We start from the raw sequence: 16,669 nt of genomic DNA, 5'->3' as shown, positions 1-16,669 counted from the left end.
TGGCGGGGGCGGGCCTGCGGCGGGTGGCGGGGCGCTCCCCCCCCCCCCCCCCCCCCGCGGGGGGCGGGGGGGGGGGGGGGGGGGGGGGGGGGGGGCGGCGCCCCCCCCCCCCCCCCCGCACCGTCGTCGGTTCAGCGGGCCCGTGAGCCCTCGAGCCGTGCGCCGTCGAGGCGCCGGGCGTATTCGGCCTGCTCGGTGTAGGCCGTCACCTCGGGGGCGCTGGGCTCCGGAAGCCCGCAGACCTTCCGGGCGAGCTGGGTGAGCGGCCCGGAGGGTGACAGCTCCGAGCGCTTCATCGTGTGCATCCGGGTGGCGAGCATCGGGGTCCCGTTGAACTGCTCGAAGGTGCTCACTCTGTCGCCGAAGTCGGAGAGGAACAGGTCACGGATGACGCGCGAGATGCGCAGCCGGTCGTAGGGCTCGCCGACAGCGCCCGCCTGCAGCGGTTCCAGCCAGTCGTGGAGCTCGGGGTTGTTCCACTGCTCCTCGGTGGGGAACAGGAGCGAGGCACGGCCGGCGAGGTCGATCACCTCGTTCCTCATGTCCGCGTACTTCTCGAGGTAGTACGACCGGCCGAAGTCGAAGAGCAGGACGTTCGGCTTGTAGAGCCCCGACGGCGAGATGAACCCCTCCGTCTCGGACGCGATCACGTGGGCCCGCATCGTCTGGTAGAACTCGACGAGCCGCGCCAGGCGCGCCTGGACCGGCGGAATCTGGTAGGTGCCGAGGTGCTCGGTCATCAGCATCGCTAGGCCGACCATGAGCTCGGCCCGGACCATCTGCCGGATGAGCGCCTCGTAGTGCGTCCAGTCGAAGATGCGCTGCGGGTACAGCGAGGCGTGCTCGGGGCTTCCGATGTGGAACACGAGGTCCCACGGGATGAACACGTTGTCGAAGATGACGGTGCACTCGAGCTCGTCGCCGGCCGAGGAGATGGGGTGGTTGTGGGGGTCGTTGCGGACCGTCGCCTCGCGAGAGGTGATCGTGACGCCCGGCGCGTTCGCGGGGCAGGCGCCGTAGATGACCTGTTCGCTCTCGATGCCCGGGCGGTAGAAGACGCCGATGTGCAGGTAGTCGGCGAACGGCGCACCGGTGACGACGGCCTTGACACCGTTGACCACGATGCCGTCGTCGCGGGTCTCCACGACACGCAGCGCGGTCTTGGCCGCGTGCTGCTTGGACCGGTCGATCTGGGGGTCGATGAAGGCGAAGGCGCAGTTGAGGTCGCCCTCCTTCACCAGGTCCAGGAACTTGCGGATGCCCACGGTCAGGTCACGCCCACCGGTACCCACCGACTGGTCGCTCCACGGCTGCGGGTCCTCCTCGTAGGTGACCAGGCCGTAGTTGTTGGCGCACGGGGTCCGCCCGATCGATCCGCCGTCGAGCTCCCGGACGACGGTCTCCAGGTACACGCGCTTGCGCCGCAGCCCCTCGACGTCCCCGTGCTTGAGCCACATCATCGAACGACGCACACCGTCGTCGTCCACGAAGGTCATGACGTCCTGCGTCTCGGGCACGTGATGCAGGTCGTAGAACTTCGCCATGGTCCTGGCCGCTGCCCGGGTCTTCGGGTGTGTCGTGATGTCGTCGATCCGATCACCTCCGACCCAGACAACACGCCCGTCCCTGAGGGACTCCAAGTACTGCTCGCCAGTTCGCATCAGATGCCACCTTCTCCGCCAAGTACCATCGCGCATGGACTGTTCTTGTCGGGCCGTCTTTCACATTCCACTCGACAGAAAGTCACCGGGAATATTGCCGCGAACCCGATGGCGAACCTACCCCTCGACGCGTTAGCAGTTGGGAAACCAGCTTCCCAATCGACCTCAGGCCTCGAACCGCGCAATTCGAATTCGGCGAAATGGCATCTCGCCGTGGTGCGGGAACTCGCTTGGCCGATTGATTCCTTTGAGGGTAGCCAGGGGATGTTAGCCGGGCGTTAATCGTGCCGAGAGGGGTCGTTAACAAGGCCGTTAGGGCCCGTGGCAGGGTCCTGGTGCCCCCTCTTCGGCGTGCACCCTCATCTGCCGGCGACGCCTCACGAACCCTGGATCGTGATCGCGCTACGAGCCTGAACCACCATGCGCCCAGGGGCGGGTCATGAAAGGCTGCGCTTCGGCCTCGGGACGGGGGAACGGTGGGCTGGTCTACGGCTACGACATCTACGTGCGTCCTCGGCATGTCGCCAGAACGCTGCTCAATCTGGCCGAGTTGGCGCCACCGGGCCGTTCCGAGCCGCCGCTCGAGATCACCTTGCCCGGCGGTGACCAGGTCAGCCTCCCGTTCACCTCGCATTTCAAAAGCGACCCGGTCGACTGCTCCACGAGCAGCACGCTCGAGCTCGACATGTCCCTCATGTTCGACGTCGATGACGCACTGCGCGAGTTCGCGGAGACGTACGGCCGCGAGCCCGCGGCAGACGGGCGCCTGCGGATCGGGTACATCTACGCGACGATCCGGTTCCAGTCCTTCCCGCACCCGGGCTGCACGGCGGTGGAGTGCTGGGCAGCGACATCGGGGATGAGCCGCTTGTTCGCGCGGTCCGCCGGCGTCAGGAAGGTGTTCGCGGACCTCACGGCCGACAGCGGTGGCGTGTGCTGCCTGTTCGACACAGGCGACGGAGCCCCCGAGGAGGTGTGCTGGCTCAACGGTGAGCCCACCCAGGAGAGAATCACCGGTCCGCGTTTCCCGGATCGGCAAGCCCTCGTGGCGACTTGGCCCGACCCCGGGAAGTGAGCGCTCACATCCGGGATCGCAGCACGTCGACCTCACAGCCCGGCGCGAACGGGTCGAAGCCGTGCTCCGTCAGCCAGCGAACGATCAGCAGGCTTCGCAACGACCACCACGCGTGGATCACGTCGCGGTCGACGTCGGTGCCGTAACCGGCGATGACGTCGTCGAGGTGCTCCTCGTGTCCCAGTGTGAAGGTGGCGAGGTCGTAGAGGGCGTCGCCCTGGCCCGCCTCGGACCAGTCGATGATGCCGGTGACCTCGCCGCCGTCGACGAAGACGTGCGCGATCTGCAGGTCGCCATGCGTGAACGCCGGCGTCCACGGCCGGAGCGCGGCCTCGGCGACCCGGCGGTTGCGGGTGACCAGGTCGGCCGGCAGGACGCCGTTCGTCACGAGCGACGCGCACTCGTCGTCGAGTTCCGCCGCCAGCGCGACGATGCTCCGGCCGGCCCCGCCGACCCGGGCCGGCAGCGGCGCGTCGTGCAGCTTCCGGATGGCGGCGCCCGCCGCGGCCCACTCCGCCGGCGACCCGGTCGACGGCCCGCCGAGGCTTCCGAGCGTCGTCCCCGGGACCGCGGCGATCGCGAGCACGTGCGGCTTGCGCCACAGGACGTCCGGGGTGGGGACCGGCGCGAGGGCCATCGCCTCGACCTCGACGTCGATGCGCGCCTGATCGGCGTCCACCTTCAGGAACACGTCGCCGACGCGCAGGGTCGCGCGCTCGGCATGGGCGACGACGACTTGGACCTCATCCATGGGCGACCAGTATCCCGGGGCTGAGGGTCGACGTCGCCGGGTTTGTCACGTGCGATGACGCGCCGACCGCGGGAGTCCCAAGGGAGTCCTGCGAGGTGTCCGGTCGCGCCCGTCTGCGCGAGCCCCTTACTGCCGCAGTTGGGTGACCAGCCGGCGAACCTCCTCGGACGGCGCGACACCGAGCTCCCTCATCCGTGCGACGTACCGCTGATAGACCGACAGCACGGCGTCATCGCTGCCGCTGGCGTACCCGAGCCGGATCGCGAGCTGCCAGGCCTGCTCGCGGTAGGGATCGTCGCGGAGCACGCAGTCGACCAGGCCCTTCGCCTCACGAAGACGGTTCATCCGGTAGGCCAACGTGGCTGCGTCCACTCTGGCCGACGACAGGACCTCGGTCAGGGCCACGCGGCGCTCCACGACCCATGTGTCCGACACCGTCGCCAGGAAGGTGCCCCTCTCCGCGCCGCTGAGGGCCTGCAGGAGCGTCCGGAGCCGGACCTCTCCGTCCTGCCGTCCGGCTTGCGCGACCATGTCGACGACTCGCTGGGCCGAGCCCATCGCCAGCTCCGGGCCGACCAGACGGAAGACGTCCCCGTCCTGGGACGGACCGAGGTCCGCGGGGAGCGCCCGGCGAAGCCGAAAGAGGGTCTGGCGGAGGTAACTTCGGCCGGCGGCATCGTTGCTGCCGCTGAAGAGCGCCCCGAGGAGCTCGTCGCGCGTGGCCGTCCGGTCGGGGCTTCCGAGCAGGTAGCTGAGCAGCTCCACACTCTTGGTCAGGCCGGGCTGGACCGTGTTCCCGTCGACCGTGAGGGTCGGTTCTCCGAACTCCTCGAGGACGAGACGCGGCGCACTCACCTGCATGCGCACCGGCTGCCGGCGCGAGAGCACGTCGAGGATCTCGTGGCAGCGCGACATGCGACCGGACTCGTTGTCCGCGGCTCTGGCCGCGACCGACGGCACGTCCGCCAGCGCCGTCAGCAGTAGGTGCTGAGTCCCGTGGGCCGCGGCAGAGGTCATCGCGAGGCCGGCCGAGGCATCGGACTCGTCCTCCAGGCCGAGCCGCCATTGGGCCTCGGCCAGGTACGCGGCCGCCGTCGGGAGATCGAGCCGGCGGTCTCCTTTCTGCATGCTCAGCACGCACGCCGAGAGCTGCTCCTGCGCCTCGGCGTCCCTGCCGTGCAGCAGCAGGGAAAGACCCGTCCAGAGCTGCCATGTCTCGCGGGTCAGGGCGTAGTCGGAGGCGCCGTTGGCGGCCGCCGCCGCCAGCACGAGGTCGGCGCGTTGCCTGTCGCCTTCCAGGCGCAGCCACAGCTTGGCCTCAGCGAGAAGGCTCATGTTCCAGTACACCTTCGAGCCTGTTGCCGCGATGAGGTCCCGCCCCTGCTTGAGCAGGGCCCAGGCTTCTTCTCCGCGGCCGAGGTCCAGCATGAGATGGACCGCGTCGACGCCGTGCAGCCACGCCGGCTGCGACGAGCCGCGACGAGGCTCGTACAGGGCCATCGCGGCGTCCAGGCGCCCCGTGGCGCGCAATGCGGCGACGACCCAGGGTCCGCCGAGGATCGTGCGCCAGGGGTCGAACGAGACGGGGGTGTCGAGTCCGTCGAGGCGACCGCGGACGAAGGCCAGGCGCATCAGCAGACCGTCGAGCGGGCCGGCGGACATCGTCGAGTACTCCGGGAAGGGCGGCGGCTCCTCGCCGGTCGCGCCCGCGATCAACGACTCGACGATGCGCCGGTTCCGACCGGGGGGCAGCCGGTCGCCGACGGATCGGGCCTCGTCGACCCGTCCGGAGTGCCAGAGGGACCAGCAGGCCAGGACGCGGGTCTCCTCGTCGTCGGGAGCCCCCGGTTCGGGAAGCCAGTCATAGCCGTGCCGGTCGATGAACTCGACGCCGCGACCCCACTGCTCCAATGCGAAGGCGACACGCAGGACGACGGACCCGATCTGCGAGGTCGGGGTCCTGACCGACGCACCCAGGGCATCGAGCCAGCGTGCCGCCAGGGCGAAGTCCATCCGCGCGACCAGGCTCGGGAGGGCGACGGCGGCGAGCCGCCCGGCCGCGTCCACGTCGCCGAGCCGCAGCAGCTCGTCGACGGCTTCCTCGCGCGCGCCGTTGGCGATCAGGAGTTCCGCGTGTCTGCGCCGCACTTCGCCGATCGTCTTGGCGTCCTCCCGTTCGAAGGCCACCCGCAGGAAGTCGCGGAACATGGGGTGGGGCGTCATGCGCGAACCATCGGCGGACCACGTCACCGGAAGGTGCCGGCCCCGGAGGCCGGCCATGATGTGCGCCGCGTCCTCCTGGCCCAGCGCCCGGGCCCCGTCGACCCCTGTCTCGTCCAACGGGCTCGTGTGCAGCAGGAACGTCCGCTCGGCCGGGGACAGCGAGTTGAACACGTTCGCGGCGACGTAGGAGTGCAGTGAGTCGGTATCCATCTCGCGGGACCGGGCGTGGCGCCACCCCTTGAAGAGCACGCCGGTCACCCATCCCCCCGTCGCGGCAACTGCCTGCGCGGGATCCACGTCGAGGTCACCGACGGCTCGAAGTGCCGCGCCCGCCTCCTGGACGTCGAAGGCAAGGTCGGTCTCGACGAGCTCGCCGACCCGGTCGCGCTCACTGGTCGAGCCCAAGTCGAGCTGGACGTCGGCACGCGAGATCAGCACAAGGTTCACGTCCGACGGAAGGTAGCGGGCGAAGGAGGACAGAACCGCGGTGCAGCTCTCGTCGGAAGCGACTCGCTCCACGTTGTCGCAGACCACGATGAGCCGACTGCCCTGCAGGCTCTCGGCAAGCAGTCCGGCTGCCTCACCGAGCTGAAGACTGCTGCTCAGGGCATCCGAGGCGACATCCGCGGCACTGGGGACCATCTCCGTGACAGCCGCCTCGATGTAGACGAGCAGACGCCCCGGCGCCTGCTCCGTCCCGTCGAGCGACACCCAGGCGACAGGCCGGTCCAGGTCACGGACAGCCAGTACCACCGCGGTGGTCTTGCCCGCACCGGCCGTCGCGGAGACTTCCACCACCGCATGACGGTCGAGGAGCTCGTGCAGGCTTCGGCTGAGCCTCGGGCGATGGACCACCTCTTTGGCAGGCTCGGGAATTGCGAGTTTCCCTCTGATGATCCTGCGCTGGTGCCGGTCCGCTGGTGCCGGCCCGCTCGATCGTCCGGGCTCGGATTCAGCCATCGGAGCAATTTCGAGGATATCCGGCGCAGCAGACTCCTCTCCCGGCATTCCAGGCCATGCGTACCGACATCGCCCAACCTCCGCGCTTCTCACTGCTGCTCGGGGAGTCTACGCCGGTCGTCCGCGAAGAGCGCTTCGAAAGTCGGGGGAATTCGCGACCGATCTCGCCTCAACCGCGCGGTTCGTCGCGTTCGTTCACGGGGCCATGTGCGGCGTCGACGCCGACCCCGGCTCGGTGACAGGTGGCACCCGGCCCACCGCCGTGAGCCGATCTCCTTCGGTCGGCCGCGCACGCGAGGTCCAGGGCCTAGCGCAGGGCGCCGAATCCGCCCGCGAAGTGGACGAGCGGGCGCGCTTCGGTTTTGTGGGTGAAATGCCGTGCGTCGCCCACGAAGATGGTGTGGTCGCCGCCGGGCAGGGCCTGGGAGACGTCGCAGACCACCGTGGCGATGGCGTCCCTGAGGACCGGCACACCGTGGGTCTCGTCGATGGCCACGCCGGCGAACCGGTCGGGCACCGGCGCGGCGAAGGCGCGGGCCAGGTGCTCGCTGTCCTCGCCGAGGACGTTGACGGCGAAGCGTCCGTGCTCGGCGATGGCGGTGCGCGTGAACAGGTTGTTGCCGACGCAGACGATCAGCTGGAGCGGATCCAGCGACAACGCGGAGACCGCGCTGACCGTGATGCCGACGGGGGCGCTTCCGGTCCGGGTCGTGATGACGCTGACGCCGGTGGCGAGACGGCTCATGGTGGCCCGGAACGCGACCGCCGAGTCGAGGGTTTCAGTCATGGGGACCTCCAAGAGGGGTGTGGTCCGGCCCGCGCGGCTCGGCTGCGCCGGGTCACGCGCGGCCCGGGGGCGACGTGTGCCGGGAGCCCCGGCGGGCACGGGTGCCGCCGGTCAGACGGGCCGCGGGCCGGGAGTCGGGCTCGCGGGCTCCAGCACGAAGGTGTGGCGCAGCAGGATGTACGGCTCGTCGGTCGTGGTGCCGTACGGGCCGGCGCCGGCCGCGTGGTCCTGGTATGCCGCGACGAGTGACTGCTTCACACCGAAGACCGGGTCGTGGTCGAGGTAGGGGTCGTCGGAGGGGAACAGCGTCGTGGTGACGTCCTGGAATCCCGGGGCGACGATCCGAAGGTGCACATGGGCGGGTCGCATGACCGATCGGCCGGTGGCCCGCATCATCTCGCCGACGGGGCCGTCGTCGGGGATGGGGTAGGAGGCGGGGCGGATGGAGCGGAAGCGGAAGCGCCCCTGGCCGTCGGTGCGCAGCAGGGCCCGCATCGCCGGCTCGGACAGGTCGGGGACGTCCACGTCGTAGTGGCCGTCCGCGTTGCTGTGCCACACATCGACCTGGGCGTCCGTGACCTGCGTGCCGTGGTGGTCGGTCACCCGCCCCTCGAAGAACAAGAGCGTGCCCGACAGCCCCCGGCTGATGTCGGCGCCGTCGTGCAGGTACGGGCGGTCGTCCCGGAAGAAGGGTCCGAGCACGCTGTTCTGCGTCGCCCCGGCCGAGCGCCGGTGGCCGATCGCGTCGACCAGCATCGTGACCCCCAGGACGTCGGAGAGCAGGATGAACTCCTGGCGCGTGGGCGTGCACGTCTGTCCGGTCCGGGTGAGGTGGTCCACGCCGCGGGCCCATTCCTGCTCGGTCAGTCCGGTCTCGCGGACGAAGTCGTGAACGTGCCGGACCAGTGCTCGGAGGATTTCGGCGAGACGGGGGTCCTTCGTGTCCCGCATCGTGGAGAGGACTGCCGCGGTGATGGTGTCGTCGGTGAGGTCACGCATGGGGGGCTCCCGTCGGGTCACAGGGGGTTGGGGGCGGCCCGGCGCCACCCTGCCGATGTCGCGTTCGGTCCGCTCACCGCGGTGGGACAACGCCTCACCCGCCGCATCGCCGGCGGGCAGGGCACGCTTTCGATGTGCCCGGCCCGCGGGACCCCGCGGGCCGAGCACGTCGGTTGCGGTCAGGCGTCCTGGGTCTTGATGTAGTCGGGCTGATCCTTGTCGTCCAGCGAGAAGCCCTGGTTGGCATCGGCGCCCCGAGAGGAGGCGGGCTGCGTGACGACGGAAGTCACCGAGCCGAACAGCTCCTTCCGCTCGGCGAGGGCTCGCGCGGTCATCTCGTCGGAGGTACCCAGACCGATTGCCTCGCGGGCCAGTTCGGTGATGGGCCCTCCGGGGTCGGTCGAGATACGCTGCATGGTCAGCAGCTTGATGAGGAACAACGGCGTGCCCTGGAACCGCTCGAACGACCTGAAGCGTCCGGCCCAGTCGCTGAGGAACCGGTCCTGCACGAACTTGAAGAGTCGCACCTTGTCGTGCGCGCTCATCGTCGTGCCGTGGAACATCTCCAGAAGCCTGGTGCCGACCTCGGGGACCTCGAAGTCCTTCACGCTCGGCGACAGCACCGCTGAGCGGCCGCACATCTCGACGATCTTCTCCGTCAGCCGGCTCACGTTCTCGAGGTAGTGCGCGCGGCCGAAGTCGTAGAAGACGTTGTTCGGCTTGCACAGCCCCCGCGGCGTCACGAACGCGGTCGTCTCCGATGCGATGGTGAACGCGCGCAGCGTCTCGTGGAAGCGGACGAGGTCGGCGATGTCGGATCCCACGACCGGGTGCTGAAGCGTTCCCGTCGTCTGCGCGACGAGGACCGCCAGCCCGATCATGAGCTCCGCGTTGACGATCATGTGGTGCAGGGTGTCGGCGTGCTCGAAGTCGAACGTACGCTGCGCGTACAACCTGGAGTGATCGACGTCGCCCAGGTGGTAGATGTGCTCCCACGGGATGAGGACGTCATCGAAGTACGCCATGGAGTCGAGCTCGTCACCGAGGCTCGACAACGGCCGCTCGGAACCGGACTCGAGGGGTGCGGCGTTGGAACGCCGTCCCACGTGCGTGACCTTCGGGTGGCTCACGGGGACGCTCGCCCAGATGATGTGCTCCGGCTCCGTCCCCGGCTTCACGATGTTGCCGAGCAGCATCGTGTCGGCGAATATCACCGCGGTGGAGACGCCCTTCCAGCCCTCGACCACGATGCCTTCGTCGTTGCGCTCCTTGACGCGGAGCATCGGGTTGCGCGCGGCCGCGCCGGGGTCCGAGCGGTCCCGCTGAACGTCGTTGAGCAGGGGGACCGTCCAGAGGTCCGCGTCGCGGTTGGCCTCGAAGTCGGCGACGATGTTGCGGGCGAGGTCGACGGTCGCGGGTGTGTCCTTGGACAGATCGGCCCAGGGGGCGGTGTCGTCCACGAGGGCGTACCAGTTGCCGTTGTTGCTCTGCGGGAGGCGGCCGAACGCGCCGCCGGCGAAGCCGCGAATCACCTGGTTGGCATAGTCGCGCCGGCGTTCGAGGTCGTGCCGGTCCCGCGGGTACAGCCAGCCGACCGCGCGTCGCGTGCCGTCCTCGTCGACGAAGGTCAACGAGTCCTGGTTCTCGGGCTCGTGGTGCAGGTCGTAGAAGCGCGCGGCCTGCGCGGCATAGCCACGGGTCAGAGGGTGCTCGGTCACATCCTCGATGCGCTCGCCGTCGATGAAGACGTTACGCCCGTCACGCAGAGATTCCAGGTACTCCGCACCGGTTCTCATGGTCATGCCTCCAGCTCTCTAGGAACGCGGCTCATCGTCGTCGTGGGGGCGTTAACAAACCGCGAACAGGGCGTTAATGGCCCTCAGAGCGGGCGCTGTCCGGGTGTAGGCGCGGTCCGCGCGACGTGGCCGCCCACGGCCCCGAGAACGAGCGGGGCGCGGCCGGGCCGACGATGCCGAGCTCGGCGTCCCCAGCGGCGGAGTCCATGGGGACCACACACCGCGGCTCACCGTTGGCACATGAAAATACCATCGTAAATACGCCGATCGAACGCCTCGATTCACACCTTGGCGCTCACCCGATAGGTAGACTTCCGGACCGAATTCTTGTCACCCAATCACCCTTATGGGTTACTTCACGTGTCCGTATCGGCGGCATTCGACTTTTCAGACGGACGTGGTCAAGCCCCTGTTCAGGTGGCCCCTCACACCTGGCAGGCCGTTCTCCCCCGACTGGTCCCGCGCCCGACCGGGCGCGAGGGCCGTCGGGTTCCCACCTGGCCAGTGGATACGGGAGCTGACTCGCACCACCAGGTACGTGTGCTGACCGAAAGCCCTCATCACTGCTCGGCGATGCAGCGCATTCCGAGCCAGGAGGAACCCGTCATGCCCATCAGCCCGAACCAGGGATCCACCGGTGGCGGAACAGTGGTCACCATCACCGGCGTCAACCTCGCAGGCGCCACCGCGGTGCGCTTCGGAACACGGCTCGCGACCATCACCAGCAACACGCCGACAACCATCACCGTCATCTCGCCCTCCGGCAACGGGGCGGTCAGCGTCACCGTCACCACCGCGGGAGGAACGAGCAACCCGCTCCCGTTCTACTACATCGGGGCTCCGTTCAAGCAGGGCCTCAGCCCGACCACCGGGCCGGCGGCCGGAGGGCAGACGGTCACCATCAACGGCACCGGCCTGTTCACGGCGACCAATGTCGCCTTCGGCGCCAACAACGCGACCCCCACCGTGGTGTCCGACGGGCAGATCTCGGTCGTCGCACCGGCCGGTACGCCCGGATCGGTCGGCGTCAGCGTCACCACCGCCGGCGGCACCAACAACGGGCTCACCTACACCTACGTCGACACCCCCACGCTGACGACCGTCACCCCGACACAGGGCTCGACCTCCGGCGGCACCTCGGTGACCCTGATCGGCACGGCGCTGACCACCACCAGCGCGGTCACCTTCGACGGCAACCCGGCTTCCTTCGCGGTGATCTCCGACTCCGTGGTCTCGGCGATCACTCCGCCCGGGACGCCCGGTGCCGTCAACGTCGTCGTGACCACCGACGGGGCCGGTGTGACGGCGAGCAGCGCGTTCAGCTACGTCGCGGGTCCCGGCATCTGACCTCACCCCGGCCTCCCGGGCCCCGGCCCGGGAGGCCGCCCGGCACGGGGCGGGCTGCCCGGCCCGTTCGGGCCCGAGCACGGACAACGACAGGCCCCTCCGGGCCGGTCCGACATCGTACGGAGATCCCGTGAAAGACAAAGCACTCCCTGCGGCAGCGGCCCAGCCGACCGTCGCCGCCGCCGCTCCTGTCCTGATCTCGGCCGTCCCCAACTCCGGCCCCGCGGCGGGCAACAACAACGTCGTCCTCAACGGCAGCGGCTTCACCGGAGTCACCTCCGTGAAGTTCGGCACCACGGCGGCGGTGGGCTACACGGTCAACTCGGCCACCCAGATCACCGCGGTCGCCCCGGCGGGAACGGGAGCCGTCCCCGTCACCGTCGCCACGCCGGGCGGCACCAGCAATTCGGTGACGTACACCTATACGGCGCAGCCCGTTCTCGTGTCCGTGTCCCCGAGCCAGGGGCCGACCGCGGGCGGCACGACGGTCACCCTCACCGGTTCGGGCTTCAGCGGGGCGTCCGCGGTCCGGTTCGGCAGTACGGCCGCGACGTCGTACACGGTCAACTCGGCCACCCAGATCACGGCGGTCGCCCCGGCGGGAACGGGAGCCGTCCCCGTCACCGTCACGACATCGGGCGGCACCAGCAACGCCGTCTTCTTCTTCTACCTGAACGCCCCCGTCCTCGTCTCCCTCTCGCCGGTCCAGGGGCCCACTGCCGGCGGCACGACCGTCACCCTCACCGGCACCGACCTCAGCGGGGCCACGGCGGTCAGGTTCGGCAGTACGGCCGCCACCGGCTACACCGTCGACTCCCCCACGCAGATCACCGCGGTCGCCCCGGCGGGAACGGGAACCGTCCCCGTCACCGTCACCACCCCGGGAGGCACCAGCAACCCCCTCGTCTACAGCTACGTGGGGGGCCCGGTCCTCACTCTCCTGTCCCCCGCCCTGGGACCGACCGCCGCGGGATCCGGCGTCACCCTGAGCGGCACGGGACTGACCACCACGACCGCGGTGCACTTCGGCGCCACGTCCACGGCGTTCACCGTGCTGTCCGACACCGCCGTCGCCACAGTCGCCCCGGCGGGTCCTCCGGGCACCGTTTCCGTGAACGTCACCACGCCCGGCGGCACCAGCAACTCACTGACGTACACACGTGTTGCGCCTCCCGTCATCTAGACGATCGTCCAGCCATTCGCCCGGAGCCACGGGGCCGAGGGCGGAGCCGGAAGGCCACCGCGCCGTCCCTCGCTCCAAATGCGGGACCTGAGGCACCGACGTAACGTGACGCTCCATGAGCAACTGCGGCGTCCCCCCCGCAGTCGAACAAGGAGCCTGTTTCGTGAAACCTTGGGATACGCGTAGGACGTGGACGGCCGGAGCCTTCGCGGCGATAACCGCGGTCGTGGGTATCGCCTCGCCGGCGGCGGCCGCCCCTGTGTCGTCGACGACGACGCTCCAGGTGTCACCCACGACCGCCGCCGCCTGGACTCCGGTGCTGTTGACCGCGACGGTGGTCTGCGCCGGTGACCCCAGCGGCGGCCTCGGCATGACGTTCTTCGACGGTGGGAACATCCTGAAGACGGTGAGGGTCAGGCCCGACGGGCAGGCCACCTGGGTGGCCAAGTTCACCGCCACCGGGGCCCACAAGATCACAGCCGCGTACAACGGGAACGGCAACTGCTTCGCCTCGAACAACACGGCGACGGTCACGGTGACCCCTGCCGAGGACTGCCCCTGGGGGCCCAGCCTGTGCCGGGACGACCACGGTCATCTGCCCGGCTTCCCGAACTGCCCGATCCTTCCTTCGATCCTGGGCTTCGACCAGGTCGACCAGGCGGACCGGCCGTCCCAGTCTCCCGGCCGGTGCTGGTCCTGGTGAGTCCGGGCTGACGGCAGCCGTCCCGCACGCCGTCAACCGCTGGCGCCCGGGGCGCCGGACGTCTGTGGTCCTTCGGTCCTGTGGTCCAGGTCCCGGAGACGACCTGGGAGGCTGCCGAGATCAGTCACGACGCCGACGGTACGTCTCTGCGGTGTCCGCCTGTCGGGGCCACCGGTCAACGCGGGTGTGCGCCCGTCGACAGCCCGCCGTGACCGACCTGACAAGGATGAAGCCGCAGCTCAACACTGGTCAGCCGTCCGCTGTCGAGGCCGCAGCCGCTACGATCTCGCCTACACCAATGGGGAGGAACGATTTTCGTGGCCATGGGACTGGCAGGGCTGCCCGACAGAGAGTGGATGATCACGGACGCGAAGGGCCGGAAGTACAACTACGACTCGGAAGAAGAGGCGTTCGAGGAACTCCCCGAGTACGGTGACGGCGCCACTGTGTGGACCCGCGAGGTCTATCGAGCCCTCTTCGTGACCAAGTCCATCGACGGCTGGAAGCAGGTCCCCAACCCCCGCGCATAGCGTGCCCCCACGTGTGCCCGATCGATCGGGGACCGACGCCGGCCACGGTGACCGAACCCCACGTCCGACAGCGGGGGACGCAGCATCCGGTGCTGGAGTGCGACGCGAGCGCGGGCGGAGAGCGACTGGTCGCTGCATGCCTGGCGCGCGGTCGCGGGAGGGCATGCGGAAGGCGGCGCCCGGCAGGTGTGGCAGCGGCCCGGGACCCCCCTTGGTGGGGTTCCGGGCCGCTGCGCTGCGCCGTGGCGCGGTCGGGCGATGGCGACCCGGGCCGGGTGGCCCTGCCGGTACCAGCTCCGGCAGGGTGCGGCACGCGGCCTCAGCAGCAGGTCCGGCAGTGGTGTGCTGGATGTACCCCTCACCGTCCGGGTCGCTATCCGGCGCCTGATACTGACCACGATTGAGCCCGTACCCTTCCCCGACCTGGAGGAAGGAGCGGGGCGGGAATCGAATGCAACCTTCAACCGCTGGAAGCAACGTGAAGAAAATCGGCTTTCTCTCCTTCGGTCACTGGTCGCCCAACGAGCATTCCCTGGCCCGGTCGGCCGCGGATGTTCTGCACCAGTCGATCGATCTCGCGGTCGCCGCCGAGGAGCTCGGCGTGGACGGCGCGTACTTCCGGGTGCACCACTTCGCCCGGCAGGCGGCCAGCCCGTTCCCGCTCCTCGCGGCGATCGGGGCGCGGACCTCGAAGATCGAGATCGGCACCGGCGTGATCGACATGCGCTACGAGAACCCGCTGTACATGGCCGAGGACGCGGGCGCCGCGGACCTCATCTCGGCGGGTCGACTGCAGCTGGGCATCAGCCGCGGCTCACCGGAACAGGTGATCGAGGGTTGGCGCCTGTTCGGTCACCACCCCGCGCCGGGCGAGACGGACGCCGACATGGCCCGCCGCCACACCGAGGTCTTCCTCAAGGTCCTCGGCGGCGAGGGTTTCGCCACGCCCAACCCGCGGCCGATGTTCCCCAACCCGCCCGGGCTGCTGCGGATCGAACCGCACTCCGAGGGGCTGCGCGACCGGATCTGGTGGGGCTCGTCGTCCAACGCGACCGCCGTGTGGGCCGGCGAGCTGGGGATGAACCTGCAGAGTTCGACCCTGAAGACCGACGAGACGGGCGAGCCGCTGCACGTCCAGCAGCGCAAGCAGATCGAGGCGTACCGCGAGGCGTACAAGGGGGCGGGGCACACCAGGGAGCCGCGGGTCTCGGTCAGCCGTAGCATCTTCGCCCTGACCAACGACCTCGACCGGGCGTACTTCGGCCGCGACCGCAACTCCCGGGACCACGTCGGCATGCTCGACGACACGACCCGGGCCGTCTTCGGGCGCTCCTACGCAGCGGAGCCGGACAAGCTGGTGGAGCTGCTGCGGGACGACGAGGCGATCCAGGCCGCCGACACTCTGCTGCTGACCGTTCCCAACCAGCTCGGGGTCGACTACAACGCGCATGTGCTGGAGAGCATCCTCACCCATGTAGCACCGGAACTCGGCTGGCGCTGAGCGTCGGCCGACGGGGCGGCCTTGGGGGGATGCGGAGGATTGTCGGCGCAGTTTCCTCCGTGGAGGTCAGGAGTCGCGCCGGACCTCCTCACCAGGGCGGCCCCGCCGCGCGGGCAATGGCCTGCCGGGGTGTGCGAGCGGGACCGCACTTCCAGCCTGCGCCGGGGCTGCGCCGCGCGCATCCTGACGCCGGGGAGTGCCGCGTGACCATGTGCCCGCCGGCAGCCACTGCGGGCCGCCACGTCCGTCTTGACGGCGAGAACCTCGGCGCCGCCTGCAGCCCGATCGATCTGCCTGCACTGCCTCCGGCGCGCGGGCCCCAGCCCGGACGACATCGCCTTCACCCGCAGCTGCCGCTTCGACCGGCTCGGGGCAGGGCCGACCATTCGGGCATGATCCCCGCCGCGGCACACGCGGCGGGGATCTCCCTCACCACCTGAGCGGCTCCGTCCGCTCGGGCAAGTTCTCGGCGAACGCGGACAAGGCCGCAATTCCAGGGTGCGCCCCCGCACCCCGATGGGCATCCTGTGCAGACTCCTGCTGCCGATCCGCCCATCGACCGTCACCGGCAGGTGGCGGCCCGCAGCTGCTGCGCCAGGTCCACACGCCGGATGGCCGAAGTCCTGATTCAGGGCTCGGTCAGCTGACGCGCGCATGCCGAGCGCGACCGGCTGCGCCGCAGACACGGACGTCAACGATCAGGGGACTTCCTCTATGTCCCGCCGGACATCCGGCACCGCTTCCTGGACAAGAGCGCCCGTCACGCCAAGATGCTCTTCCTGTTCACCCCCGGCGGCCCGGTTCGCCGCGTACGGGGAATCGGTCGCCGGTCTGGACAGCGACTCGCCCGTGATGCCCGAAAGCTGATCGGTCCTCGAAAGCACGGCGGGGCGGGGGCAGGAGCCGGCCCGGCCCGCCGGTCCCCCTGGCCATGCAATTCCGTGCCCGCATCAACGTCTCGGCATGGCCGCGCAGTTGGGTTGCTCTGCCTGCCTCGGCCGCCTGCACCAACGCGGTGGGGGGGGCCCCCCCCCGGGGGGCGCCCCCCCCCCCCCCCCCGGGGGGGCGGGCGGGGGCGGGGCCCGCGGGGGGGGGGGCCCGCTGGGGGGGGGGGGGGGCCGCCGGGGGCCCCCGCCCGGGCCCCCCCCCCCCC

12 protein-coding genes are annotated in these 16,669 nt (G+C 70.0%); 6 read left to right on the top strand and 6 right to left on the bottom strand.

All coding sequences use genetic code 11. From position 1 onward, the window contains the following. Window positions 1–131: 131 nt before the first annotated feature. On the bottom strand, window positions 132–1,661 hold the full coding sequence (locus ACFYXS_RS06140) for a 4-hydroxyphenylacetate 3-hydroxylase N-terminal domain-containing protein (RefSeq protein WP_389244397.1): 1,530 nt from the start codon (window positions 1,659–1,661) through the stop codon (window positions 132–134). A gap of 439 nt (window positions 1,662–2,100) precedes the next feature. Between ACFYXS_RS06140 and ACFYXS_RS06135 the strand changes: the two genes are divergently transcribed. Continuing rightward, window positions 2,101–2,736: a hypothetical protein gene (locus tag ACFYXS_RS06135; RefSeq protein ID WP_389244395.1), complete on the top strand. Its 636-nt coding sequence runs from the start codon at window positions 2,101–2,103 to the stop codon at window positions 2,734–2,736. 4 nt (window positions 2,737–2,740) lie between these two features. Here ACFYXS_RS06135 and ACFYXS_RS06130 read toward each other — a convergent pair whose 3' ends face one another. The 5 genes from ACFYXS_RS06130 to ACFYXS_RS06110 form a co-directional block, all read right to left on the bottom strand. Then, a complete protein-coding gene (locus tag ACFYXS_RS06130) occupies window positions 2,741–3,487 on the bottom strand; it encodes a phosphotransferase family protein (RefSeq protein ID WP_389244393.1) in 747 nt (248 codons plus the stop codon). A gap of 126 nt (window positions 3,488–3,613) precedes the next feature. Further along, window positions 3,614–6,508: a BTAD domain-containing putative transcriptional regulator gene (locus tag ACFYXS_RS06125; RefSeq protein ID WP_389244391.1), complete on the bottom strand. Its 2,895-nt coding sequence runs from the start codon at window positions 6,506–6,508 to the stop codon at window positions 3,614–3,616. 469 nt (window positions 6,509–6,977) lie between these two features. Continuing rightward, window positions 6,978–7,457 carry a flavin reductase family protein gene (locus ACFYXS_RS06120; RefSeq protein WP_389244389.1) on the bottom strand — a complete coding sequence of 160 codons (480 nt, stop codon included), beginning with the start codon at window positions 7,455–7,457 and terminating at the stop codon, window positions 6,978–6,980. A 111-nt stretch (window positions 7,458–7,568) separates the two neighbouring features. Continuing rightward, window positions 7,569–8,456: a dioxygenase gene (locus ACFYXS_RS06115; protein ID WP_389244386.1), complete on the bottom strand. Its 888-nt coding sequence runs from the start codon at window positions 8,454–8,456 to the stop codon at window positions 7,569–7,571. Window positions 8,457–8,635: 179 nt separating this feature from the next. Then, window positions 8,636–10,258 carry a 4-hydroxyphenylacetate 3-hydroxylase N-terminal domain-containing protein gene (locus ACFYXS_RS06110; RefSeq protein WP_389244384.1) on the bottom strand — a complete coding sequence of 541 codons (1,623 nt, stop codon included), beginning with the start codon at window positions 10,256–10,258 and terminating at the stop codon, window positions 8,636–8,638. A gap of 600 nt (window positions 10,259–10,858) precedes the next feature. Here ACFYXS_RS06110 and ACFYXS_RS06105 point away from each other — a divergent pair. The 5 genes from ACFYXS_RS06105 to ACFYXS_RS06085 all read left to right on the top strand — a co-directional run bounded on the left by ACFYXS_RS06105 (window position 10,859) and on the right by ACFYXS_RS06085 (window position 15,516). Continuing rightward, entirely contained in the window at window positions 10,859–11,599 is a 741-nt protein-coding gene (locus ACFYXS_RS06105; protein WP_389244382.1) for an IPT/TIG domain-containing protein, read from the top strand. Window positions 11,600–11,729: 130 nt separating this feature from the next. Then, window positions 11,730–12,782 carry an IPT/TIG domain-containing protein gene (locus tag ACFYXS_RS06100; RefSeq protein ID WP_389244380.1) on the top strand — a complete coding sequence of 351 codons (1,053 nt, stop codon included), beginning with the start codon at window positions 11,730–11,732 and terminating at the stop codon, window positions 12,780–12,782. Between the two features lie 163 nt (window positions 12,783–12,945). Continuing rightward, the gene (locus ACFYXS_RS06095) at window positions 12,946–13,485 is read left to right on the top strand and encodes an Ig-like domain-containing protein (RefSeq protein WP_389244378.1); all 540 of its coding nucleotides are present in this window, start codon (window positions 12,946–12,948) and stop codon (window positions 13,483–13,485) included. Between the two features lie 317 nt (window positions 13,486–13,802). Continuing rightward, complete coding sequence (locus ACFYXS_RS06090; protein ID WP_389244376.1) at window positions 13,803–14,015, top strand: hypothetical protein; 213 nt, start codon at window positions 13,803–13,805, stop codon at window positions 14,013–14,015. Between the two features lie 478 nt (window positions 14,016–14,493). After that, window positions 14,494–15,516 (top strand): LLM class flavin-dependent oxidoreductase, encoded by a 1,023-nt coding sequence (locus ACFYXS_RS06085; RefSeq protein ID WP_389244374.1) that lies wholly within the window; start codon window positions 14,494–14,496, stop codon window positions 15,514–15,516. Window positions 15,517–16,669: the final 1,153 nt, after the last annotated feature.

The organism is Streptomyces sp. NPDC002574 (assembly GCF_042889545.1).
In the GTDB taxonomy this organism is placed as follows: Bacteria; Actinomycetota; Actinomycetes; order Streptomycetales; family Streptomycetaceae; genus Actinacidiphila.
Note: the sequence above shows the minus strand (reverse complement) of the source record. Positions and strands in the feature narration are given on the sequence as shown.

Bases quoted from the DNA above. Each gene is read 5' to 3' on its own strand.
- ACFYXS_RS06135 (WP_389244395.1), top strand. From the start codon at position 2,101: ATGAAAGGCTGCGCTTCGGCCTCGGGACGGGGGAACGGTGGGCTGGTC.
- ACFYXS_RS06120 (WP_389244389.1), bottom strand. From the start codon at position 7,457: ATGACTGAAACCCTCGACTCGGCGGTCGCGTTCCGGGCCACCATGAGC.
- ACFYXS_RS06105 (WP_389244382.1), top strand. From the start codon at position 10,859: ATGCCCATCAGCCCGAACCAGGGATCCACCGGTGGCGGAACAGTGGTC.
- ACFYXS_RS06140 (WP_389244397.1), bottom strand. From the start codon at position 1,661: ATGCGAACTGGCGAGCAGTACTTGGAGTCCCTCAGGGACGGGCGTGTT.
- ACFYXS_RS06130 (WP_389244393.1), bottom strand. From the start codon at position 3,487: ATGGATGAGGTCCAAGTCGTCGTCGCCCATGCCGAGCGCGCGACCCTG.
- ACFYXS_RS06115 (WP_389244386.1), bottom strand. From the start codon at position 8,456: ATGCGTGACCTCACCGACGACACCATCACCGCGGCAGTCCTCTCCACG.
- ACFYXS_RS06110 (WP_389244384.1), bottom strand. From the start codon at position 10,258: ATGACCATGAGAACCGGTGCGGAGTACCTGGAATCTCTGCGTGACGGG.